We start from the raw sequence: 21,686 nt of genomic DNA on the forward strand, positions 1-21,686 counted from the left end.
GCAATCTAGATCATTTGACGCCGGTGGAAACCGCAAGGGCCGGCTTTGTAGCGGTCCATGCAGGTTTCCTAACAGAAAAGCCGGGACGAACCCGGCTTTTCTGAGGATGCTTCGATTACAAATTGTTTATTGAGCGGGCGCCGCGGGCTTGGCTGGCGCCGCACCTTCCGCCGGCTTCGCGGCTTCGGCCGGCTTCGCCGAGGCGTCGGCGGCGGCACCCGGCTGCGGCAGCGGCTTAGGATTGTCCGACAGCGTGCGCAGATAGGCGATCACATTGGCCCGGTCTTCTTCCTTCGGCAGGCCGGCAAACCCCATAGCCGTGCCCTTCACGAACTTCTTTGGCGAGGTGATGAAGTGATTGAGATTCTCGTAGGTCCAGTGCTCCTGGCCGCCCTTGGAGAAATCCTTCATGCCGGACGAATAGGCGAAGCCCTCATGCTCGGCGACGGGGCGGTCGACGATGTCCCAAAGATCCGGGCCGACCTTGTTCGGGCCGCCCTTTTCGCCGGAATGGCAGGCCTGGCACTTCTTGAAGATGGCGGCGCCCGCATCGGCGCTGGCGCTGGCAAGCAGGTCGGCGATCGGCTTTTCAGCCGCGGCCGGCGCGGCCGCGCCGCCTTCGGTCGGCTCCTGCGCCTCGATGGCGAAGCCGGGCTTTTCGGGCGCCGGCGAGGCGAACAGCCCGTCGGAGACGAGGCCTATCGAAAAGATGATGAAGCAGGTTCCCAGAAATCCGCCGAGCAGCTTGTTGACTTCGTTGGAATCCATACGCCCCTTGCTCCCTTTTCCGGCGGACCGTCCCGTCCACTCCGTCCGTCGGTATCGCGAACTGCCCTGAAAGGCCAGTCAAACCGGGCGGAAACTAGGTCTTTTGCTCTGGCGTTGCAACACCTATAAGGGCGCTTCCAGTGAGACCTTTTGCCACTTTTCTATCCCTGTTTTTCGACCGCTCCAAAATCCGATGTCAACCTTGATCCTGATCCCCGCCCGCATGGCCTCGACGCGCCTGCCGGGCAAGCCGCTGGCCGATATTGTCGGCGCGCCGATGATCGTCCATGTCGCCCGCCGCGCCGCGGAGGCCGGGCTTGGCCGTGTCGTGGTGGCGACCGACACCCAAGCCGTCGAGGAGGCCGTGCGGGCGCATGGTTTCGAGGCGATCATGACCCGCATGGATCACGAATCGGGCTCGGACCGCATCTTCGAGGCGCTGACGGCGCTCGATCCTGAAAAGCGGGTGGAAACGATCGTCAATGTCCAGGGCGACCTGCCCACCATCGATCCCGAGATCATCGGCGCGTCGCTGCGGCCGTTTGAGGACAGATCGGTCGACATCGCCACGCTCGGCGTCGAGATCGTGCGCGACGAGGAGAAGACCAACCCGAATGTCGTCAAGATCGTCGGCTCGCCGCTGTCGTCGACACGGCTGAAAGCGCTCTATTTCACCCGCGCCACCGCGCCCTGGGGCGAGGGGCCGCTTTACCATCATATCGGCCTTTACGCTTACCGCCGTGCCGCGCTCGAACGCTTCGTGGCGCTCAAGCCGTCGCCGCTGGAGCGTCGCGAGCGGCTGGAGCAATTGCGCGCGCTGGAAGCCGGCATGCGCATCGACGCCGAGATCGTCGAATCGCTGCCGCTTGGCGTCGACACGCCCGACGATCTTGAGCGCGCAAGACAGATCCTTTCAAACTGAGACGTCTCCATGACCGCCAAGACCAACAGAATCTCCTTCCAGGGTGAACCCGGCGCCAATTCCGACACGGCCTGCCGCAACATGTTCCCCACGATGGACCCCTTGCCCTGTCCGACCTTCGAGGACGCTTTCAACGCGGTCGAGACCGGCAAGGCCGAGCTCGCCATGATCCCGATCGAGAACACGATCGCCGGGCGCGTCGCCGACATCCATCACCTGTTGCCGGAATCGAGGCTGCACATCGTCGGCGAATATTTCCTGCCGATCCATTTTCAGCTGATGGTGCTGCCGGGGGTGAAGCGCGAAGAGATCAAGACCGTGCACAGCCACATCCACGCGCTGGGCCAGTGCCGCAAATATATCCGCAAGAACGGCTGGAAGCCGGTGGTCGCCGGGGACACGGCGGGTTCGGCCAAGATGGTGTCGGAGGTCAAGGATCGCACCATGGCCTCGTTGGCGCCGGCTCTGGCCGCCGAGCTCTACGGCCTCGACATCATCGAGAAGAATGTCGAGGACACCGATTCCAACGTCACCCGCTTCGTCGTGCTTACCAAGAACAAGCAATGGGTGGAGCGGCCGACGCCGGACGCCAAGATGATGACGACCTTCATCTTCCGCGTCCGCAACGTCCCGGCCGCGCTTTATAAGGCGATGGGCGGCTTCGCCACCAACGGCATCAACATGACCAAGCTCGAGAGCTACCAGCTCGGCGCCTTCACCGCGACGCTGTTCTACGCCGACATCGAAGGCCATCCGGACGATGCGCTGGTCAAGCTGGCGCTGGACGAGCTGCGCTTCTTCTCGCGCGAGATGCGCATCCTCGGCGTCTATCCGGCGAGCGCCTCGCGCGAGCAGTGGAAGGTGGCGGACTGAACGGTTAGCGGCCGTCACCGGCGGTTCGGAACTCACGACCTTCGAGATTGGCGGGAGCCTTCGCGAAGTCGTCATCCACGGGCGGAGCGACGCGAAGCGGAGCGCAGACCCGAGGATCCATGCCCTTACCTCAGTCGAGGGGCACAGCGGAGCAGAATTCTGGACCGTCGCCACGCGTCGAAGTCACGGCATGGATCCTCGGGTCTACGCGCGTCGCTTCGCTCCTTGCTTCGCCCGTGGATGACGAAGCACGACGGCCTTCGCTAGCCCCGACCTGTGCGCTCAACCCAATCTCAGCCGAACCCCAGCGGCACGTAATCAATCTCCAAAAACTTCTCGACCTCCGGCACCCAGCGGTCGCGCACAAAGGCGACGTGGTCGGGGTGCTCGTTGTAGCGCGTGTAGGCCGCCTGGTCGGCGAACTCCATCGAGAAGCCGAACTGGTAATCGTTCTTGGGGCTCACCTGCCGCAGCTGCTCGAAATGCGTGACGCCCTTGATCCCGGTCAGGATCTTCTTGGCGTCGTGGAGGAAGCGCTTTGTCTCCAGCGAATGCGGCTCGTGCTTCAAGGTGAACACCACGGTGTGACGGATCATTCTTGCGCTCCTATTCGCTGTCGACCCAGGCGCGGATGAGGTGATGGGCGATTGCTCCTTTCGGCGGTGTAATCAAGCCGTCGCCATGCGTCCTGTCCAGCATCGCGCGCACCTCGTCGCGGAAAAACCAGCGGCAGTCCTCCAGCTCGTTGAGATCGGCCTGGATATCCTCATTCAGCGGCTCGCCGAAACAGCCGATCATCAGCGAATAGGGGAACGGCCAAGGCTGGCTGGCATGGTAGACGACGCGTCCGAGCCGGATACCGGCCTCTTCCAGCGTCTCGCGCCGCACCGCCGCCTCGATCGTCTCGCCCGGCTCGATGAAGCCGGCAAGCGCCGAATACATGCCCGGCGCGAAATGCCGGCCGCGCCCCAGCAGGCATTTCTCGCGCGTTGCCGTCAGCATGATCGCCACCGGGTCGGTGCGCGGGAAATGGTCGGTGCCGCAGGCCGGACAGTGGCGCCGGTAGCCGCCGGCGCGCATTTCCGAGCGGTTGCCGCATTTCGAGCAGAAGGCGTGGCTGGCGTGCCAGGCAAGCAGAGCGGCACCCTGCGCCAGCGCGCCGGCGGCCGCCTCGTCGATCAGCCCTTGCATATAGACGGAACGATAATCGATCGCCTTGACTGTTTCGGGGAGATTTTCCGGCTCGATGCCCGCAGGCACGGCCAGCACCGGGCCAGCGTCGGAGAAGCCGAGTAGCACGCCACGGTCGAGCGAGACATCGAAGGACTCGCTCCCGGCAACATTGAACCAGGGGTCGAATTTGCCGTCGTCGAGTTTGAGATAAAGCCGGCCGGCATGCATCAGCATCAGCCGCGCAGTCTGGTCGGCGAGCGCCTTTTCGACCACATCGTCGGCGCGGTTCTCGGATTGCCGGTCGATCCGGTTGCCGGCGAAGCCGACAAACTGGCTCGGCTCGCGCAAGGGCGCGTCAAACAGGCGGAAGGTCATGGGGACTCAGGTATGCTGGTGGACACTGGTCAGCTTATAGCGCCGCCTTGATCGTTTCGGCAAACCGCCTGATGTCGGAGCGCTGGTAGGGTTCGCGTATGCCGTGCCCCCAGACCGGACCCGGCCAGCCCGGATCGCCCTCGGAGCGCGCGACGACATGCACATGCAGCTGGCGCACGATGTTGCCCAAGGCGGCGGTGTTGATCTTGGTGCAGCCGGTTACCCGCTTCAGCGCCTGCGCCACCATATTAGTCTCGAAGGTCAGCATCGCCTGGTCGAGCGGCGTCATCTCGTGCAACTCCTCGATGCCCGGACGCTGCGGCACCAGCACCAGCCACGGCCAGCGGCGGTCGTTCATCAATCTGAGTTCGCAAAGGCCAAGCCACATAAGCTGCTCGCTGTCCGCCTCCAGACGGGCGTCCAGCGTGAAACCGGCCTTGAGGCCAGGCAGCATGGGCGTTTCCTTTGTTTTTTGTATCATTCTTCAAACCAAGGAACGCTAGAGCGGCGGCAAGGTGGCTGCAAGCGATTCATTGACCGCTCTTGGCGATTTGAAGACTTCCCGGTCGCGATATGGTCGCAGGTTCCGGCTCTCCCCTTGCATTTCGCCGCTGAATTGCCGATATGGAGCGCGGGAGGTTGGTGGTGGACGATCCACTCGCCAACCGGGTCAGGTCCGGAAGGAAGCAGCCCTAACGAGCCCGGAACGGGTCATTGTTCCAGCCTCCCGCCTCTTCGCCTTTCTCCCGCGACATTGACGGCGCCAAGCCGTGCGGGCGAGACTATGCGCAGGAATCGGCCGCCTTCCGTCGCGGTCCTGGGAGCTTTTGACGGCGAATGAGCGAAGCCGGAAATTCAGGGCCAGAAAGCCTGGAAACAGGAAAGGCCGGCGCCTATCGCGTCCTGGCGCGCAAATATCGTCCCTCGAATTTCTCCGAGCTGATCGGCCAGGAGCCGATGGTCCGCACGCTGACCAATGCCTTTGCCACCGGCCGCATTGCCCAGGCCTGGATGCTGACCGGTGTGCGCGGCGTCGGCAAGACGACGACCGCGCGCATCCTCGCGCGCGCTCTCAATTACAAAACGGCGACCGTCGACCAACCCTCCGTCGACCTTTCGATCCCCGGCGAGCACTGCCAGGCGATCATGGAGGGCCGCCATGTCGACGTCATCGAGATGGACGCCGCCTCGCATACAGGCATCGACGATATCCGCGACATTATCGACCGCGTGCGCTACGCGCCCGTCTCGGCCCGCTACAAGGTCTATATCATCGACGAAGTGCATATGCTCTCCACCCAGGCTTTCAACGGCCTGTTGAAGACGCTGGAAGAGCCGCCGCCGCACGTCAAATTCATCTTCGCCACCACCGAGATCCGCAAGGTGCCGATCACGGTGCTGTCGCGCTGCCAGCGCTTCGACTTGAGGCGCATCGATGCCGGCGCGCTGGTCGGGCATCTGTCCTCGATCGCCGCCAAGGAAGGCATTTCGGTCGATGACGATGCGCTCGCGATGATCGCGCGGGCCGCCGAGGGCTCGGCGCGCGATTCGCTGTCCATCCTCGACCAGGCGATCGCCCATGGCAGCGGCACCGTCGGCGCCGACGCGGTGCGCGCAATGCTCGGCCTCGCCGACCGCGCCCGCATCATCGACCTGTTCGAGCATGTCATGAAAGGCGATGTGGCGGCGGCGCTCTCCGAGTTCCGCGCCCAATATGATACCGGCGCCGATCCGGCCGCCGTGCTCACCGACCTTGCCGAGTTCAACCACCTCGTCACCCGCCTGCGCTTCGTGCCGTCGGCCGCCGACGATGCCTCGCTTTCCGAGGATGAGCGCCGGCGCGGCGCCGAGTTCGCCGGCACGCTCTCGGTGCGCGTGCTGTCGCGAACCTGGCAGATGCTGCTCAAGGGCATTCCCGAGGTGCAGTCCTCCAATCGCCCGGTCAGCGCCGCCGAGATGGTGCTGATCAGGCTGTCGCATGCCGCCGACCTGCCGACGCTGGACGAGGCGCTGAAATCGCTCGAAGGCGCAGGCCCGCTGCCGAATGGCGCGCCGCGCGCCAATGGCGCACCGGCAAATCCGGGCAATGGCGGCGGCGCCAGCGCTGTGGCGCAGGCGCGGATGCCGGCTTCCACCGGCGGGAGCGCGCAGACGATGCGGCTGGTCGAGGCGCAGCCTGTGCCGGAGGCCTACGTTCCGCAACCGGCGCCGGTCGCCGAAGCGCCTGTCGTTCCGGTGAAATCGCTGGCCGACATCGTCGCGCTCGCCGACGCCAATCGCGACATCGCGTTCAAGGTGCTGCTGAAACGCTGCGTGCGGCCGGTGCGCATCGAGCCCGGTCGTATCGACGTCACCCTGACCGATGACGCGCCGAAGATGCTGCTCAACGACCTGACCTCCAAGCTGCGCGCCTGGACCGGCCGCAACTGGCTGGTGTCGCTGTCGAAGGAGGAGGGCGGCCAGACACTGGCCGAGATGGAGACGACGAAGCGCGAGAACGCCTTCTCCGACGCCAAGGCGGATCCGACTGTCGCGGCCATCCTCGCTCGCTTCCCCGGCGCCAAGATCATCGATGTGCGCATTCCGGATGTGCCGGACGTGGAAGAGACCGAAGCCGAAGTGCCGGTCGAGCCCGCGGCCGACGACGACGAAATCTGAAACAATCTTAGAGGACCACCCGATGAAAGATCTTCTCGGCCTGATGGGCAAGGCGAAGGAAATGCAGGCCAAGTTCCAGGCCATGCAGGACGAGATCGCCACGCTTGAAGCCACCGGCCAGGCCGGCGGCGGCCTGGTCAGCATCACGCTCACCGGCAAGTTCGAGATGAAGGCGCTGAAGATCGATCCGTCGCTGATCAAGGCGGATGAAGCCGAGATACTCGAGGACCTCATCCTGGCCGCCCACAATGACGCCAAAAGTAAGGTCGAGCAGGTGATGCAGGAGAAGACCAAGGCGTTGACCGCGGGCCTGCCGATTCCCCCCGGAATGAAATTGCCGTTCTGAGGCGGCCTCCGCCAGTTAATTGATTATGAACGGAAATCGAGCCCGGACTGCAATATTAACCATTTCACCGGCAATGCTCACGGGCTCATTTCGCCGCTTTCATAAAGTTTTACCCAAGTCCAGAAGTTGCTAACCCTCTAGCCATCTTTTTGCCCGAAAGAGTCTCATTCTTGCCACATCTCGGGGCGGGCTGGCATCTGGACATGAGGCTTTTTTGGTGATCGCGACGCGATGGAAGACGCCGCTGCTGCTTATCGGCATCGTCACTTCCCCTTTGCTCCTGGCCGGCTGCAGCCAGACCACTTCCTCCCATGGCATGTCGGTGTCGGGTCTGACCGACGCCCTCACGCCGAGTTTCCTCACCACCCGTACAAGCCACTCGCTGAAGGACAAGGAATGCCTGCAAAGGGCGATGTTCTTCGAGTCTAACCGGTCGAGCCGGGACGGCATGATCGCCGTCGGCACGGTCGTGATGAACCGCCTGCGCTCGGGCCAGCATGGCAGCACCATCTGCGAGGTGGTCGGAGAGCCGGGCCAGTTCGCGCCGGGCGTGCTGACGCGGCCGATGAATTCCAGGGCGTTGCCCGATGTCGAGGAAGCCGCCGATGCGGTGCTGCGCGGCGAGCGCAAGGCCAAGCTCAAGAACACGATGTATTTTCACACCGCCGGCCTGCGTTTCCCTTACAAGAACATGCATTACACGATGGTGGCCGGCGGCAACGCCTTTTATGAGAAGCGCGGCCGCAATTGGCAGCCGCTGCCGGATGAGCCGATGGTGGCCATGGCCTCCGACAAACAGCAGAAGATTGATCCAACCGCTCCCGTGCTGATGGCTTCCGCCGAACCGGTGGTCAAGACGATCGTACGGCAGGATCCGGCCAAGCAGGTCGCGACCGATGCGGCCGAACCGACGCTTCCGGCCAAGGCGGTCGTTCCGGCCGAGCAGACCTATGTGACGGCCGCCGTGGCGCCGTCGCAGAAATCCGGCCGCCTCGCGCAGAAGCAGGTCGTTGTGGCGATGCAGGAACCGATGGCCGAACCGGACGCCTCGCGTTTCGGCGGCACGCTCAAGGGCCGCTATATCACTTCGGTGCCCAACGCGCCGCAGGAAGCGTCGATGGGCTTCCAGTCGACGCCTGAGAACACCGACGCCATCGGCGCGATGATCGCCAGCCAGGACCGGCCGCTGGAAACCAACTGAACCCGATTGCATCCAACACAGGGCCCGTCATGGCAGCATGGCAGGCCCTGTGTCGTTGCGGCTGTTCCAAACCGCTCGGAAAAATCCTGGATCAGTCCGCCGTTTCACGAAACGACGAACTGATCCATCTTTTCGTTTTCACGCAATTCCGGACGGAAAACCGCTTCGCACTTTTCCTGGAATTGCTCTAGATCAAGGCGATGTCGAAGAGAATCGCCGGTCCGGAAATCGAACGCCTGATCCAGCTCCTGGCCAAGGTGCCGGGGCTTGGGCCGCGCTCGGCCAGGCGCGCCGCACTCCATCTCATCAAGAAGAAGGAACAGCTGCTCGAGCCTTTGGCCGCAGCCATGAGCGAGGCGGTCGACAAGGTGCGCATCTGCTCGACCTGCGGCAATGTCGATACCTCTGATCCTTGCATGATCTGCACCGACCCGCGCCGTGACGCGGGCACGCTGATCGTCGTCGAGGACGTCTCCGACCTCTGGGCGCTGGAGCGCGCGGCCGCCATGAACACGCGCTACCACGTGCTCGGCGGCACGCTGTCGCCGCTCGACGGCATCGGTCCGGACCAGCTCAACATCCGTTCGCTGGTCGACCGCGTCGCCGGCGGCGAGGTGAAGGAGGTCATCCTTGCCGTCAACGCCACCGTAGAGGGGCAGACGACCGCGCATTACCTGACCGACCAGTTGTCCGGCTTCGAGGTCAAGGTGACGCGGCTGGCCCATGGCGTGCCTGTCGGCGGCGAGCTCGATTACCTCGACGAAGGCACGCTGGCCGCGGCGCTCAGGTCGCGGACGGCGTTTTGAGCGAATTGGGGGGCGACCTGGAAATGACGGCAGTCCCTCGCGCCCCCCTCTGTCCTGCCGGACATCTCCCCCACGAGGGGGGAGATTGGCAGCTTCGCTCCCGGCGCTCTTCCTGCAACGTTGGCGATTGGCGAAAGCCGTCGCGACATCTGATCTCCCCCCAAGTGGGGGAGATGTCCGGCAGGACAGAGGGGGGCGCGAAGGAACGCGGCTTTCACAAGCTTGCTCTCGCATTTCTGTTGTTCGCACTGATTGGGCTTTTCACCATCCCCTCCCACGCCGCTCCCATCGACGACCAGTTCCGGTCATGGCTTCAAACCGATCTCTGGCCCGAGGCCAAATCCAAAGGCATCTCGAAAAAAACCTTCGACGAGGCTTTCCTCGGCGTGAAACCGAACCTCAAGCTGCCCGACCTTGTCCTGCCCGGCGAAAAGCCCACGACGCCTGAGAAGCAGCACCAGGCCGAGTTCGGCCCGCCGGCCAACTATTTCGCCGAAAAAATCGTAAGCGCCGTCACCACGGGCGGGCGCACACGCGAAAGCGCCAATTCGAGGGTGCTCGGTCTGATCGAGAAACGCTACGGCGTGCCGGGCGAGATCGTGCTGGCGATCTGGGGTCGCGAGACCGGCTTCGGCGCGGCCAAGATGTCCTACGACGCCTTCGAGGTGCTGGGGACGGATGCCTTCATGTCGACCAAGAAGGATTTTTTTCGCACCGAGGTGCTGGCGGCGCTTGAGATCGTCGAGCGCGGGCTGGCGCCGGTCAACGCGATGAAGTCGTCCTGGGCCGGGGCGCTCGGCCAGCCGCAATTCATGCCGACCTCTTTCTTGAAGCACGCCGTCGACTTCGACGGCGACGGCCGGCCCGACATCTGGAATTCGACGCCGGACGTGCTCGCTTCGATCGCCAACTACCTTGTCCACTACGGCTGGGGGAGGGGGCGCGGCTGGGGCGTCGAGGTGACGGTGCCGGCAAACGTTTCCTGTGCGCTCGAAGGACCCGACCAGGGCAAGAAGATTTCCGACTGGGTGGCGATGGGCATCAGGCGCGTCGACAACAAGGCGTTTCAGGCAAGCGAGATGAAGGCCGAAAGCTCCCTGCTCATGCCGGCGGGGCGCAGCGGCCCGGCTTTTCTCGTCACGCCGAATTTCTATGTGATCAAGCAATACAACAACAGCGACCTCTACGGCCTGTTCATCGGCCATGCCGCCGACCGCATCGCCAAGGGCGACGCCACCTTCGTTGCCGGCTGGGGCCCGGTCGGCGACCTGCACCGCTCCGACATCGCCGCGCTGCAGCGGGCGCTGGAAGCCAAGGGCTACGACGTCGGCAGCTCCGACGGCCTGCCCGGCTTCAAGACCCGCCGCTCGATCGGCGTCTGGCAGGCGAAGAACGGTAAGCCTGCCACCTGTTTTCCCGACGCAGGCTTGGTCGCGCAACTGAAATAACGGCTGCTTCATGGCCACGAACTCTGGCAAATTTTTCCGGATCGGCTGCTCCATTTAGCCGGCGCAATGGGTCGACGGATCGCCGTCCGTTAGGTCCGATATGCCGTCTCGCAAAATGCATGTTGCGGAGCGGGGCACCGTCGAATAGGGAGTTGACCAACTGGACAAAAACCACGACGGTAAGTGGTCCAAGCCGCTGCCGGCTTCGCAAAGAATAATCAAACCCTGAGCCGGGAACTCAGGTCAACAAAACAGGGAACGATCACCATGATGCTGGAAAAGTTTGCCGTCCGTAGCTTGCTTGCGGGTGTGGCGATGACTGCGCTGCTCGCAACGCCCGCCTTCGCGGTCACGCCCGCCGACACGCTGGTCGAGGGCTTCGCGATCGACGACATCATCACCATGGATCCGGGCGAGGCGTTCGAGCTGTCGACCGCCGAAGTCACCGGCAACACCTATGATCTCCTGGTCCGTCTCGACCTCAAGGACACCTCCAAGGTCAAGCCTGACCTCGCCGAGAGCTGGACCGTTTCCGATGACGGCCTGACCTACACCTTCAAGCTCAAGCCCGGCATGAAGTTCGCGTCCGGCAATCCGATCACCGCGGCCGACGTCGCCTATTCCTTCGAGCGCGCTATCAAGCTCGACAAGAGCCCGGCCTTCATCATCAACCAGTTCGGCATCAGCGGCGACAACGTCACCGAGAAGGCCAAGGCGGTCGATGACACGACCTTCCAGTTCGTTGTCGACAAGGCCTATGCGCCGAGCTTCGTGCTCAACTGCCTGTCCGCCACCGTGGCTTCCGTCGTCGACTCGAAACTGGTCAAGGAGCATGTCGCCGCCGTCACGCCGAGCGCCGATTACAAATGGGACAACGACTTCGGCAATGCCTGGCTGAAGACCGGCTATGCCGGTTCGGGCCAGTACAAGTTGCGCGAATGGCGCGCCAACGAGGCCGTCGTCCTGGAGCGCAATGACAACTACAACGGCGAGAAGGCCAAGCTGGCCCGCGTCATCTACCGCAACATGAAGGAAAGCTCGGCGCAGCGCCTGGCGCTGGAGGCCGGCGACATCGACGTCGCCCGCAATCTCGAGCCGAACGACCTCGATGCCATCGCCAAGAACGCGGACCTCACCACCACCAGCGCGCCGAAGGGCACGGTCTACTACATCAGCCTCAACCAGAAGAACCCGAATCTCGCCAAGCCCGAGGTTCGCCAGGCCTTCAAATATCTGGTCGACTATGACGCGCTGAGCACCACCATCCTCAAGGGTATCGGCGAGATCCACCAGTCCTTCCTGCCGAAGGGCGACCTTGGCGCGATCGACGACAATCCCTTCAAGCTCGACGTCGCCAAGGCGAAGGAATTGCTCGCCAAGGCCGGCCTGGCGGATGGCTTTAAGGTGACCATGGACGTTCGCACCGGCCAGCCGACCACCGGCATGGCGGAATCGATCCAGCAGACGCTCGGCCAGGCCGGCATCCAGCTGGAGATCATTCCGGGCGACGGTAAGCAAACGCTTACCAAATACCGTGCCCGCAACCACGACATCTATATCGGCAACTGGGGCCAGGATTATTTCGATCCGAACTCAAATGCCCAGACCTTCGCCTCCAACCCGGACAATTCCGACGCGGCCAAGATCAAGACATTGGCCTGGCGCAACGCCTGGGACATCCCGGACCTGACCAAGGAGACCGAGGCGGCGCTTCTGGAAAAGGATTCGGCCAAGCGCGCCGACATGTACAAGGATCTGCAGAAGAAGATTCTCGACACCAGCCCCTTCGTCATCATCCACCAGCAGCTGGAAGTGGCGGGCCTGCGCAAGAACCTCAAGGGCTTCGCGCTCGGCCCGAGCTTCGACACCAATTTCGTCGGTCCGGTCTCGAAGGAATAGCGTCCTCGGACGCCCCTCGTGAGCGTAGCTGAAAACCAGGTGGCGGCGGGGCGCGGCAGCGCCCGTGCTGTCGCCATCCTATCCTCGCTCGGCCGCTTCCTGGTCGTCGCGGTGACGACTTATCTCGGTCTTCTCGCGGTGACCTTCTTCATCGGCCGCGTCATCCCGATCGATCCGGTGCTGGCCGTCCTCGGCGATCGCGCGCCGACCGCCGTCGTCGAGCGCACGCGCCGCGAGATGGGTCTCGACCTGCCCTGGATCGAGCAGTTCTACCTCTATGTCAAAGCAGCGCTGAGAGGCGACTTCGGCACCTCGGTTCTGACCACCAATCCGGTGATGGCCGACATCCGCCGCGTCTTCCCGGCGACTATCGAGCTGGCGACGCTGGGCACGATCATCGGCGCCGTCATCGGCGTGCCGCTCGGCGTGCTGGCCGCCGTCAAGCGCGGCAGCCTGATCGACCAGATCGCCCGCGTCGTCGGCCTCATCGGCTATTCCGTGCCGATCTTCTGGCTTGGGCTGCTCGGCCTGGTGCTGTTCTACGCCAAGCTGCAATGGATCGCCTTCCCGGCGCGGCTCGACGTCGTCTACGAATACACATTCACGCCGATCACCGGCTTCTACCTGCTCGATGCCGCGATCCAGGGGCAGTGGGACGTTTTCCACGACGCCTGGCGCCACATCGTCCTGCCCGCTGCGCTGCTCGGCTATCTGTCGCTCGCCTATATCAGCCGCATGACCCGCTCCTTCATGCTGAACGAGCTGGCGCAGGAATATATCGTCGCGGCGCGCGCCAAGGGTCTGTCGGAGACGCGCATCATCTGGGGCCACGCGCTGCGCAACGCCGCTGTGCCGATGGTGACGGTGATCGCGCTTTCCTACGCCAACCTGCTCGAGGGCTCGGTGCTGACCGAGACCGTCTTCTCCTGGCCGGGCATCGGGCTCTACATCACCAATTCGCTGCAGAATGCCGACATGAACGCCGTGCTCGGCGGCACCATCGCCATCGGCTCGGTCTTCATCGCCATCAACCTCCTGTCCGATCTGCTCTACCGGCTGCTCGATCCAAGGACGAAGACCGGATGAGTGCTGAAACCATCCAGTCCAGGCGCGAATGGCTGCTCAGCGACCGGCCGGCATCGCGCCTGCAGGCAAGGCTAGGCCGCGCCTATGTCGCCTGGCGTCGCTTCTCCGCCAACCGGCTGGCGCTGGTCGGCATGTTGATCATCATCGCGCTGGTGCTGGTCGCCGCGCTTGCCGACGTGCTGGCGCCCTATTCCGCGACCGTGGGCGACCTGAAGAACGCCCGCCTGCTGCCGCCGAGCGCCGCGCATTGGTTCGGCACCGACGACCTAGGCCGCGACATCTATTCGCGCATCGTCTACGGCGCGCGCTGGACGCTTTATGTGGTGATCCTCGTCGCCATCATCGCCGCGCCCATCGGCCTGCTGGTCGGCACGGTCGCCGGTTATGCCGGCGGCTGGACCGACACGATCCTGATGCGCATCACCGATATCTTCCTCGCCTTTCCGAAGCTGGTGCTGGCGCTGGCTTTCGTCGCGGCGCTCGGTCCCGGCATCGAGAACGCCGTGCTGGCGATCGCCATCACTTCCTGGCCGCCTTATGCGCGCATCGCCCGCGCCGAGACGCTGACGGTGCGCAACTCCGACTACATCAAGGCGGTGCAACTGATGGGCGCCTCGCCCTTCCGCATCGTGCTGCGCCACATCATGCCGCTCTGCATCTCTTCGCTGATCATCCGGGTGACGCTGGACATGGCCGGCATCATCCTCACCGCCGCGGGCCTCGGCTTCCTAGGCCTCGGTGCGCAGCCGCCGCTGCCCGAATGGGGCGCGATGATTGCATCGGGTCGCCGCTTCATCCTCGACCAGTGGTGGGTTGCCGCGGCCCCTGGTGCCGCCATCCTCATCGTCAGCCTCGGCTTCAACCTGCTCGGCGACGGTCTGCGCGACGCGCTCGATCCCCGGAGTGGCGACCAATGAACGGCGACACGCTCCTCGAAGTCGACGACCTGCGCGTCACCTTCCCGACTCGCACGGGCATTGTGCAGGCGGTGCGCGGCGTCTCCTTCTCGCTCGGCCGCGAGCGTCTGGGCATCGTGGGCGAAAGCGGCTCCGGCAAGTCGCAGACCGGCCGCGCCATCATGGGGTTGACCCCACCGCAGGCCGAGGTTTCGGCCAGGAAGCTCGCCTTCGACGGCATCGACCTGCTCTCGATCTCGCCACGCCAGCGCCGGTCGCTGCGGGGAAACCGCATCGCCATGATCCTGCAGGACCCGAAATATTCGCTGGATCCGGTGATGACCATCGGCCGCCAGATCGTCGAGACGCTGCGCACGCACGAACGGGTCTCCAAGGCCGAAGCGCGCGAGCGGGCGCTGGCCATGCTGCAGGCGGTGCAGATCCGCGATCCGGCCCGCGTCTTCGACCTTTACCCGCACGAGGTCTCGGGCGGCATGGGTCAGCGCGCCATGATCGCCATGATGCTGATCACCGGACCGGAGCTGATGATCGCCGACGAGCCGACCTCGGCGCTCGACGTCACCGTGCAGCTCGACGTGCTGAAAATCCTCGACAAGCTCGTCGCCGAGCGCGGCATGGGGCTGATCTTCATCTCGCACGATCTGCGCCTGGTTTCGTCCTTCTGCGACCGGGTCGTCGTCATGTATGCCGGCAAGGTGGTCGAGCAGATCAAGGCTTCCGAACTGCGCGACGCCCAGCATCCCTACACGCGCGGCCTGCTCAACTGCATGCCGAGGATCGGCTTCGAGCGCCATCCGCTGCCGGTGCTCGACCGCAAGCCGGAGTGGGCGGCATGACGGCTTCCATCACTGTCGAAGGGCTGGAAGTGGTCTTCGACCGTTTTCGCGCGCTGAAGGGCGTCAGCCTCGACGTGAGGGAAGGCGAATCCTACGGCCTCGTCGGGGAAAGCGGTTCCGGCAAGTCGACGCTGCTGAGGGCCATCACCGGCCTCGCGCCTGTTGCTTCGGGCACCATCACCGTCAACGGCAAGACCCTTGGCAAGACCCGCGACAAGGCCTTTTACCGTGATGTGCAGATGGTCTTCCAGGATCCGTACGGCTCGCTGCATCCGCGCCAGACGGTCGACCGCCTGCTGCAGGAGCCCCTCGCGATCCATGGCATTGCCGACGGCGAGAAGCGCATCGAACGCGCGCTGGACGAGGTTGGCCTCGGCAAGGGCTTCCGCTTCCGCTACGCGCACCAGTTGTCGGGCGGCCAGCGCCAGCGCGTGGCGATCGCCCGTGCGCTGATCCTTGAACCCTCGATCCTGTTGCTCGACGAGCCGACCTCGGCGCTCGACGCCTCGGTACAGGCCGAGGTGCTGAACCTGCTCGAAGAGGTGCGCCGGCGCCACAAGCTGACCTTCCTGATGGTCAGCCACGACCTTGCCATCATCACCCATATGTGCGAGCGCCTGATGGTGATGCAGAACGGCGAGGCGGTTGAGACGCTGACCGCGAGCCAGCTGATCGGCCACCGGGTGAGCGAGGATTATACGCGGAATTTGCTCAGGGCCAGCGAGGGGTTTGTGCGGACGGCTTGAGATGGTTCCTGTTGGCGCATAGCCAATTTAGGAGATTTCGCATGGAGCGATGGGACTTCGAAGACCCACCGAACGTCGCGGTCTTATCGGACAAGGGCATATTCAGACACGGCGACTGGATCGCATACGTTGTGCATGAAAATGACGATGACGATAATGATGAAGGGGGCAGTTGGCAGTTCTACAGCAGCGACACGCGGGATCGGAATGAAAGCGACATGATGCTCGTAGGCTTGCGAGAGATGGTTGGCCAGGACAAGAGCATCCTGGAATTGGCCGATTTGCCAAAGGGTTGGCACGCTTGGCGCAGCTCAAAGTCATCGCCGTGGCAGCGCGCCAAGTCGCGTCCCCTCGGCCTACGCGATGGCGAATGACGCCTCAGGTTGGGGTGGTCTGCGCCAGATGTCCGGTCTCTGAAACAGCCACGCTTTCCCTATCGTTCGGCTCCTTGATCCTGAACCACGTCACATAGAGCGCCGGCAGGAAGAGCAGCGTGATCGCTGTGCCGGCGATGATGCCGCCCATCATGGCGTAGGCCATCGGTCCCCAGAACACTTCGCGCGCGATCGGGATCAGCGCGAGACTTGCAGCCGCGGCGGTTAGCGCGATCGGCCGCATGCGGTGCTCGGTGGCTTCGATCACGGCCGCCCAGCGGTCCTTTCCCTCGGCGACGAGGTCCTCGATCTGCACGATCAGGATCACCGAGTTGCGGATCAGGATGCCGATCAGCGCCAGGACGCCGAGTATGGCGACGAAGCCGAGCGGCGCGCCGCTCGGCACCAGCGCCGCCACCACGCCGATCAGGCCGAGCGGCGCCACCGCCACCACAAGGAACAAGCGCTGGAAGCTCTGCAGTTGGATCATCAGGATGGTCGCCATGACGAACAGCATCAGCGGCACCACCGCCGCGATCGGCCCCTGGCTCTTGGCGCTTTCCTCGACCGAGCCGGCGGTCTGCACCGAATAGCCCGGCGGCAGCTTGGCGATGAAGGCGTCGACCGACGGTTTCAGCTCGTTGACGACGGTCGCCGGCAGGACGTCGCCGACCAGGCCGGCGCGCACGGTGATGGTCGGCGCGCGGTTGCGCCGCCAGACCATCGGCTGTTCGAGGTCGTAGCGGAAGTTGGCGATTGCCGCCAACGGGATCGACTCGCCGGTGCCGGTCGGCAATTGCAAATTCTGCAGCGTCGAGATCGAGCTGCGGTCCGCCTCGCGCGAGCGCGCCACGACATCGATCAGATAGGTGGCGTCGCGCACCTGGGTGATCGTCGCGCCGCCGACCGTGCTGTTCAGCGCGCTGGCGATGTCGGAGGAGGTGATGCCGAGCTGGCGCGCCTTGTCCTGCAGCACGTCGACCCTCAGCACGCGCTGCGGCTCGTTCCAGTCGAAGGTGGGGGCCGCCAGCTTCGGATTGGCCGATATCAGGCCGGCGAATTGCTGCGCGAGCTCGCGCACCGTCTGAATGTCGGGACCGCCTACGCGGTACTGCACCGGCCGGCCCACCGGCGGGCCGAGCTCCAGCAATTTGACGAAGGCGTCGGTGCCGACGAATTCCTCGCGCAGCAGCTTCTCCAGCGCCGCCTTCACCCGGTTGCGCGCCTCGATGCTCTTGGTGACGATCACGGTCTGGCCGAAATAGGGATTGGCCGGCTGCACGTCATAGGAGAGCACGAAGCGCACGGCGCCTTCGCCGATATAGGAGGAGAAGTGGTCGATGTCGGGATTGCCGACCAGCGCGCGCTGTTCGAAGCGTTCCATCTGGTCGCGCGTTTCCGTGATCGAGGAGTTCTGCGGCAGGTTCCAGTCGACGATCAGCTCCGGCCGGTCGGACGGCGGGAAGAATTGCTGCTGCACAAGGCCGAAGCCGGCCACCGAGCCGGCGAACAAAAGCACCGTCACGATGATGGTCAGCCAATGGCGGCGCACGGAAAAGACGAGCACGCGCCGGAACAGCGAGGTGAGGCGTCCGGGCTGGTCGTGGTGCTTCGCCTTCATCGTCGCCGGCAGGATGGTGACGCCGAGCAGCGGCGCGAACAGCACCGCCACGATCCATGACACAAGCAGCGATACCGCGATGACGACAAACAGCGTGAAGGTGTATTCGCCGGCGGCGCTCGAGTTGAGGCCGATCGGGATGAAGCCGGCGACCGTCACCAGCGTTCCCGTCAGCATAGGGAAGGCGGTCGAGGTGTAGACATAGGTCGCCGCCTTGCGCAGATTGTCGCCGACCTCCAGCCGCGCCACCATCATCTCGACCGCGATCATCGCATCGTCGACCAATAGCCCGAGCGCGATGATCAGCGCGCCGAGCGAGATGCGCTGCAGCGAGATGCCGAGATAGGCCATGACTGTGAAGGTGATCGCCAGCACAAGAGGGATCGACAGCGCCACGACGAAGCCGGCGCGCATGCCGAGGCTGATGAAGGAGACGGCGAGCACGATCGCGACGGCCTCGAACAGCGCCCGCGTGAAGCCCGAGACCGCCTCCTCGACGATGACCGGCTGGTCGGCGACCAGATGCACGCCGACGCCGACCGGCAGGTCGGCCAGCACCTTCTGCATCTCCTCATGCAGCGCCTCGCCGAATTTCAGCAGGTTGGCATTGGGCTTCATGCCGATGGCAAGCCCGATCGCGTCCTGGCCGTTGAAGCGGAACAGGGCTGTCGGCGGGTCGACATAGCCGCGCCGGATCGTCGCCACATCGCTCAGCCGGAAGAAGCGATCGTTGACGCGCAGATTGATGGCCCGGAGGCTTTCCTCTGAGGTGAACTGTCCGCCGACGCGCACGCTGATGCGCTCTGGTCCGGACTCGATGACGCCGGAGGGCGTGATCGCGTTCTGCGCCTGCAGGCTGGCGACGATCTGCTGCTGGTTGAGGCCGAGCGCCGCGATCTGCCGGCTCGAGAATTCGAGATAGATCGCCTCGTCCTGCGCGCCGACCAGATCGACCTTGCCGGCATTCGGCACGGTCAGGATCTTCGTGCGGACATCCTCCACGTAATCGCGCAATTGGCGCGGCGTCAGCCCGTCGGCGGTGAAGGCGTAGATGTTGCCGAAGACGTCGCCGAAGCGGTCGTTGAAGAACGGTCCCTGCACGCCTTGCGGAAGCTGCGCCTTGATGTCGTTGACCATGTTGCGCACCTGAAGCCAGTTCGGCACGACGTCGCGCGCCTTGGTGGTGTCCTTCAGGTTGACGAAGATGACGGTCTGGCCGGCGGTGGTGACGGATTTGGTGTAGTCGAGGCTGTCGAGTTCCTCGAGCTTCTTCTCGATGCGGTCGGTCACCTGCTGCACCGTCTCCTTGACCGAGGCGCCGGGCCAATTGGCCTGGATGATCATGGTCTTGATGGTGAAGGCGGGGTCTTCCTCGCGGCCGAGATTGAGATAGGAGAATATGCCGGCCACCACGAAGACCAGCATGAAGTACCAGACCATGGAGCGGTGGCTGAGCGCCCAGTCGGAGAGGTTGAAGCCCTTCATCAGACGCCGCCCTCCGGCACTTTGACCTTCTGGCCTTCGCTCAAACTGTGGACGCCGGCAGTGACCACGCGCATGCCGGCTTCAAGTCCTTCCGCCACCATGAAGGAGCCGCCGTTCTTCGAGGCGATCTTGATCTCACGAGCGCTCACGCTGGAGGATTGCGGATCGACGATCCAGACTTTCTCCGAGCCGTCCTTTTCGAGCAGCGCCGACATCGGCAGTTCGATCGTCGGCGCCACCTTGGTCATGCGCGTTGCCGTGATCGTCGAGCCCAACCGGAACGCCGTCGGCGGATCGACCAGCGTCAGCTTCACGCGCCGTGTGCGGGTAGCGCCTTCCGACTGCGGCGCGATCTCGCGCAGCTTGGCGTCGGTTTTGATGGTCGGCAGCGATTGCAGGATGATCTCGAACGGCGTGCCGACGGTGAGGTCGCCGATCAACTGGTCGGGAATGTCGACCACGGCCTCGCGCGGGTCGGTGCGCGCCACGGTGACGACGGTCTGTCCGGCCGAAACGGTCTGCCCGACCTCGGCGCCGGTAGCGGTGACGACGCCGTCGAAATCGGAGAACAGCCGGGCATAGCCGAGCTGTTCCTGCGACTTGGCCAAAGCGGCATTGGCGCGCTCGACACCGGCTTCCGCCGCTTGCCGCGCCTGTTTGGCGGCATCGAACGTGGCTTGCGAGGTGTTGGCCGAGGCAAGCAGCTGGCGCTGGCGATCCTCGCTGGCGGCGGCGTTGATGAACTGCGCCTGCGCGTTCGACAGATCGGCTTTCGAGGCCTGGACAGCGAGCTCCAGCGCCGTCGGATCGAGCGCAGCGATCGTCGTGCCCTTGGTGACGAGGTCGCCGACCTTGACGTCGCGCGAGACGACGCGGCCGAGCAGGCGGAAGGCAAGGTCTGCGCTGTATTGCGGTTCGACCGAACCGGCAAAGCCGAAGGTCTCGACGGTCTTCGGCTCCACCACCACCGACAGCACCGGCCGGATGACCTCCGGCGGCTTCTCTTCCGAGCGCGAGCAGGCGGCGAGCGCTGCAAGGACGAGCAGGGGAGCGATGTGCCGCAACCGGTTCATTGGCTGGCTCCAGCGATCTCGACCGTTTGTCCGGGGCTGAGCAACTGCCCGCCCGCGGTGACGACGCTCTGGCCTTCCTGCAATCCCTTGTCGACGGCGACCACGCCGGAATCGAAGGCGAGCACCTCGACCGGAGCCGTGCTTACAGCCTTGCTCGACGGATCGACGATCCAGACGGCGGACTTGCCACCGGTCGAAGTCAGCGCCTGCCAGGGCAACAGGATGGCCTTGACCGGCTTGGCGCTGACCGTGCCGATCACGGCCGCGCCGAGCGGCATGCCTGCGGGCGTGTCGGGGATGCCGACCTTGACGCGGATCGATCCAGACTGGATATCGACCGCCGGCGAAATCTCACGCACCTTGCCGGTCGCGCGCACCTGCGGGTCCGACAGTAGCGTGATCGTCACCGCGGGCGAAGGCGGCGTCTGGACGACCAGTGTCTCGTGCACGTTGAAGACGGCGTCGCGGTCGCCGTCCTCGGCGATGGTGAATACCGTCTGCGCCGCCTGCACCACCTGCCCGGCCTCGACCTGGCGCGCCGTGATGACGCCGGCGGCCCCGGCCTTGAGCTCGGTGTAGGACAGGTTTTCCTTGGCGTTGGCCAAGGCACTCTGCGCGGCATCGACGCTGCCTTGCGCCACTTTCAGCGTCTGGTCGGCGGTGTCGAAATCCCGCCTCGTCGTGAAACCTTGCGAAAGCAGTGTCTTTTGCCGCTGGTACGTGGCCGCGGCCTGGGTGAGCTGCGCCTGCGCCGCGTCGAGGTCGGCCTGCGCCGAGCGCAGGTCCGATTGCTGTTCCTGCGGATCGATGCGGGCAAGCACCGCACCCTGGTCGACATGCTGTCCGACCTCGACCAGTCGCTCGGCGACGCGGCCGCCGACCCGGAATGACAGATTGTTGAGTGTGCGGGCCGCGATCACCCCGGTCAGCGAGGTCCGCGGCGCATAGTCGGCGAGCGCGACCGTCTGCGTGGTCACAACCACCGGCAATTTCTTTTCCGCCGCCTGCTGCTTCTGGCAGCCGGTTGCCAGAAGCGCCGCGCCGGCGCAGGCCAGCAGCAACAAGGTTCTTGAACGACA

20 protein-coding genes and 1 other RNA gene are annotated in these 21,686 nt (G+C 64.5%); 14 read left to right on the forward strand and 7 right to left on the reverse strand.

Annotation, left to right across the window (positions count from 1 at the left end; all coding sequences use genetic code 11):
• Positions 1–126: 126 nt before the first annotated feature.
• Entirely contained in the window at positions 127–768 is a 642-nt protein-coding gene (locus EN852_RS23895) for a cytochrome c family protein (protein ID WP_127877526.1), read from the reverse strand.
• Between the two features lie 193 nt (positions 769–961).
• On the opposite strand from EN852_RS23895, the gene EN852_RS23900 reads away from it, so the two are divergent.
• Both EN852_RS23900 and EN852_RS23905 read left to right on the forward strand, forming a co-directional pair.
• Positions 962–1,690 carry a 3-deoxy-manno-octulosonate cytidylyltransferase gene (locus EN852_RS23900; RefSeq protein ID WP_127877528.1) on the forward strand — a complete coding sequence of 243 codons (729 nt, stop codon included), beginning with the start codon at positions 962–964 and terminating at the stop codon, positions 1,688–1,690.
• A 9-nt stretch (positions 1,691–1,699) separates the two neighbouring features.
• Entirely contained in the window at positions 1,700–2,563 is an 864-nt protein-coding gene (locus EN852_RS23905) for a prephenate dehydratase (RefSeq protein WP_112127998.1), read from the forward strand.
• 293 nt (positions 2,564–2,856) lie between these two features.
• On the opposite strand, the gene EN852_RS23910 is transcribed toward EN852_RS23905, so the two are convergent.
• From EN852_RS23910 to EN852_RS23920, 3 genes are read right to left on the reverse strand one after another with little or no spacing between them, the layout of a single operon-like run.
• Entirely contained in the window at positions 2,857–3,159 is a 303-nt protein-coding gene (locus tag EN852_RS23910) for a Dabb family protein (protein WP_095819284.1), read from the reverse strand.
• 10 nt (positions 3,160–3,169) lie between these two features.
• Complete coding sequence (nudC, locus tag EN852_RS23915) at positions 3,170–4,111, reverse strand: NAD(+) diphosphatase (protein WP_127877530.1); 942 nt, start codon at positions 4,109–4,111, stop codon at positions 3,170–3,172.
• A 34-nt stretch (positions 4,112–4,145) separates the two neighbouring features.
• Entirely contained in the window at positions 4,146–4,565 is a 420-nt protein-coding gene (locus EN852_RS23920) for an HIT family protein (RefSeq protein ID WP_127867587.1), read from the reverse strand.
• A gap of 180 nt (positions 4,566–4,745) precedes the next feature.
• On the opposite strand from EN852_RS23920, the gene ffs reads away from it, so the two are divergent.
• The 12 genes from ffs to EN852_RS23985 all read left to right on the forward strand — a co-directional run bounded on the left by ffs (position 4,746) and on the right by EN852_RS23985 (position 16,428).
• An RNA gene (gene ffs, locus EN852_RS23925) (signal recognition particle sRNA small type) lies at positions 4,746–4,842 on the forward strand.
• A 106-nt stretch (positions 4,843–4,948) separates the two neighbouring features.
• A complete protein-coding gene (locus tag EN852_RS23930; protein WP_127877532.1) occupies positions 4,949–6,769 on the forward strand; it encodes a DNA polymerase III subunit gamma/tau in 1,821 nt (606 codons plus the stop codon).
• 22 nt (positions 6,770–6,791) lie between these two features.
• Positions 6,792–7,115 (forward strand): YbaB/EbfC family nucleoid-associated protein, encoded by a 324-nt coding sequence (locus EN852_RS23935; protein ID WP_112127993.1) that lies wholly within the window; start codon positions 6,792–6,794, stop codon positions 7,113–7,115.
• Positions 7,116–7,332: 217 nt separating this feature from the next.
• Positions 7,333–8,316: a cell wall hydrolase gene (locus EN852_RS23940; RefSeq protein WP_127877534.1), complete on the forward strand. Its 984-nt coding sequence runs from the start codon at positions 7,333–7,335 to the stop codon at positions 8,314–8,316.
• 200 nt (positions 8,317–8,516) lie between these two features.
• Positions 8,517–9,122 carry a recombination mediator RecR gene (gene recR / locus EN852_RS23945; RefSeq protein WP_127867583.1) on the forward strand — a complete coding sequence of 202 codons (606 nt, stop codon included), beginning with the start codon at positions 8,517–8,519 and terminating at the stop codon, positions 9,120–9,122.
• A gap of 173 nt (positions 9,123–9,295) precedes the next feature.
• Positions 9,296–10,570: a lytic murein transglycosylase gene (locus EN852_RS23955; RefSeq protein WP_127877536.1), complete on the forward strand. Its 1,275-nt coding sequence runs from the start codon at positions 9,296–9,298 to the stop codon at positions 10,568–10,570.
• 267 nt (positions 10,571–10,837) lie between these two features.
• Positions 10,838–12,469, forward strand: coding sequence for an ABC transporter substrate-binding protein (locus EN852_RS23960; protein ID WP_127877538.1), 1,632 nt, complete (start codon positions 10,838–10,840; stop codon positions 12,467–12,469).
• An 18-nt stretch (positions 12,470–12,487) separates the two neighbouring features.
• Positions 12,488–13,555, forward strand: a complete 1,068-nt coding sequence (locus EN852_RS23965) for an ABC transporter permease (RefSeq protein WP_127867580.1) — start codon at positions 12,488–12,490, stop codon at positions 13,553–13,555.
• On the forward strand, positions 13,552–14,472 hold the full coding sequence (gene nikC, locus EN852_RS23970) for a nickel transporter permease (RefSeq protein ID WP_127867579.1): 921 nt from the start codon (positions 13,552–13,554) through the stop codon (positions 14,470–14,472). The genes EN852_RS23965 and nikC overlap by 4 nt, the downstream gene beginning before the upstream one ends.
• Positions 14,469–15,308 carry an ABC transporter ATP-binding protein gene (locus tag EN852_RS23975; RefSeq protein ID WP_127877540.1) on the forward strand — a complete coding sequence of 280 codons (840 nt, stop codon included), beginning with the start codon at positions 14,469–14,471 and terminating at the stop codon, positions 15,306–15,308. The genes nikC and EN852_RS23975 overlap by 4 nt, the downstream gene beginning before the upstream one ends.
• Positions 15,305–16,054, forward strand: a complete 750-nt coding sequence (locus EN852_RS23980; protein ID WP_127877542.1) for an ABC transporter ATP-binding protein — start codon at positions 15,305–15,307, stop codon at positions 16,052–16,054. The genes EN852_RS23975 and EN852_RS23980 overlap by 4 nt, the downstream gene beginning before the upstream one ends.
• A gap of 41 nt (positions 16,055–16,095) precedes the next feature.
• On the forward strand, positions 16,096–16,428 hold the full coding sequence (locus EN852_RS23985) for a hypothetical protein (RefSeq protein WP_127877544.1): 333 nt from the start codon (positions 16,096–16,098) through the stop codon (positions 16,426–16,428).
• A gap of 4 nt (positions 16,429–16,432) precedes the next feature.
• Here the strand turns inward: EN852_RS23985 and EN852_RS23990 are convergent, their stop codons facing one another.
• Genes EN852_RS23990 through EN852_RS24000 form a run of 3 tightly spaced genes read right to left on the reverse strand, consistent with a single transcriptional unit; the run spans position 16,433 to position 21,668 of the window.
• Positions 16,433–19,534, reverse strand: a complete 3,102-nt coding sequence (locus tag EN852_RS23990; protein ID WP_127877546.1) for an efflux RND transporter permease subunit — start codon at positions 19,532–19,534, stop codon at positions 16,433–16,435.
• Positions 19,534–20,607: an efflux RND transporter periplasmic adaptor subunit gene (locus tag EN852_RS23995; RefSeq protein ID WP_127877548.1), complete on the reverse strand. Its 1,074-nt coding sequence runs from the start codon at positions 20,605–20,607 to the stop codon at positions 19,534–19,536. Before EN852_RS23995 ends, EN852_RS23990 begins: the two co-directional genes overlap by 1 nt.
• Entirely contained in the window at positions 20,604–21,668 is a 1,065-nt protein-coding gene (locus EN852_RS24000) for an efflux RND transporter periplasmic adaptor subunit (RefSeq protein WP_246694369.1), read from the reverse strand. Before EN852_RS24000 ends, EN852_RS23995 begins: the two co-directional genes overlap by 4 nt.
• Between the last annotated feature and the right edge of the window lie 18 nt (positions 21,669–21,686).

Source organism: Mesorhizobium sp. M2E.F.Ca.ET.209.01.1.1 (assembly GCF_004010375.2).
Taxonomy (GTDB): domain Bacteria; phylum Pseudomonadota; class Alphaproteobacteria; order Rhizobiales; family Rhizobiaceae; genus Mesorhizobium.

Coding starts and splice junctions, on each gene's coding strand:
- EN852_RS23895 (WP_127877526.1), bottom strand. CDS start 768: ATGGATTCCAACGAAGTCAACAAGCTGCTCGGCGGATTTCTGGGAACC.
- EN852_RS23900 (WP_127877528.1), top strand. CDS start 962: ATGTCAACCTTGATCCTGATCCCCGCCCGCATGGCCTCGACGCGCCTG.
- EN852_RS23905 (WP_112127998.1), top strand. CDS start 1,700: ATGACCGCCAAGACCAACAGAATCTCCTTCCAGGGTGAACCCGGCGCC.
- EN852_RS23910 (WP_095819284.1), bottom strand. CDS start 3,159: ATGATCCGTCACACCGTGGTGTTCACCTTGAAGCACGAGCCGCATTCG.
- nudC (WP_127877530.1), bottom strand. CDS start 4,111: ATGACCTTCCGCCTGTTTGACGCGCCCTTGCGCGAGCCGAGCCAGTTT.
- EN852_RS23920 (WP_127867587.1), bottom strand. CDS start 4,565: ATGCTGCCTGGCCTCAAGGCCGGTTTCACGCTGGACGCCCGTCTGGAG.
- EN852_RS23930 (WP_127877532.1), top strand. CDS start 4,949: ATGAGCGAAGCCGGAAATTCAGGGCCAGAAAGCCTGGAAACAGGAAAG.
- EN852_RS23935 (WP_112127993.1), top strand. CDS start 6,792: ATGAAAGATCTTCTCGGCCTGATGGGCAAGGCGAAGGAAATGCAGGCC.
- recR (WP_127867583.1), top strand. CDS start 8,517: ATGTCGAAGAGAATCGCCGGTCCGGAAATCGAACGCCTGATCCAGCTC.
- EN852_RS23955 (WP_127877536.1), top strand. CDS start 9,296: ATGTCCGGCAGGACAGAGGGGGGCGCGAAGGAACGCGGCTTTCACAAG.
- EN852_RS23960 (WP_127877538.1), top strand. CDS start 10,838: ATGATGCTGGAAAAGTTTGCCGTCCGTAGCTTGCTTGCGGGTGTGGCG.
- nikC (WP_127867579.1), top strand. CDS start 13,552: ATGAGTGCTGAAACCATCCAGTCCAGGCGCGAATGGCTGCTCAGCGAC.
- EN852_RS23975 (WP_127877540.1), top strand. CDS start 14,469: ATGAACGGCGACACGCTCCTCGAAGTCGACGACCTGCGCGTCACCTTC.
- EN852_RS23980 (WP_127877542.1), top strand. CDS start 15,305: ATGACGGCTTCCATCACTGTCGAAGGGCTGGAAGTGGTCTTCGACCGT.
- EN852_RS23985 (WP_127877544.1), top strand. CDS start 16,096: ATGGAGCGATGGGACTTCGAAGACCCACCGAACGTCGCGGTCTTATCG.
- EN852_RS23990 (WP_127877546.1), bottom strand. CDS start 19,534: ATGAAGGGCTTCAACCTCTCCGACTGGGCGCTCAGCCACCGCTCCATG.
- EN852_RS23995 (WP_127877548.1), bottom strand. CDS start 20,607: ATGAACCGGTTGCGGCACATCGCTCCCCTGCTCGTCCTTGCAGCGCTC.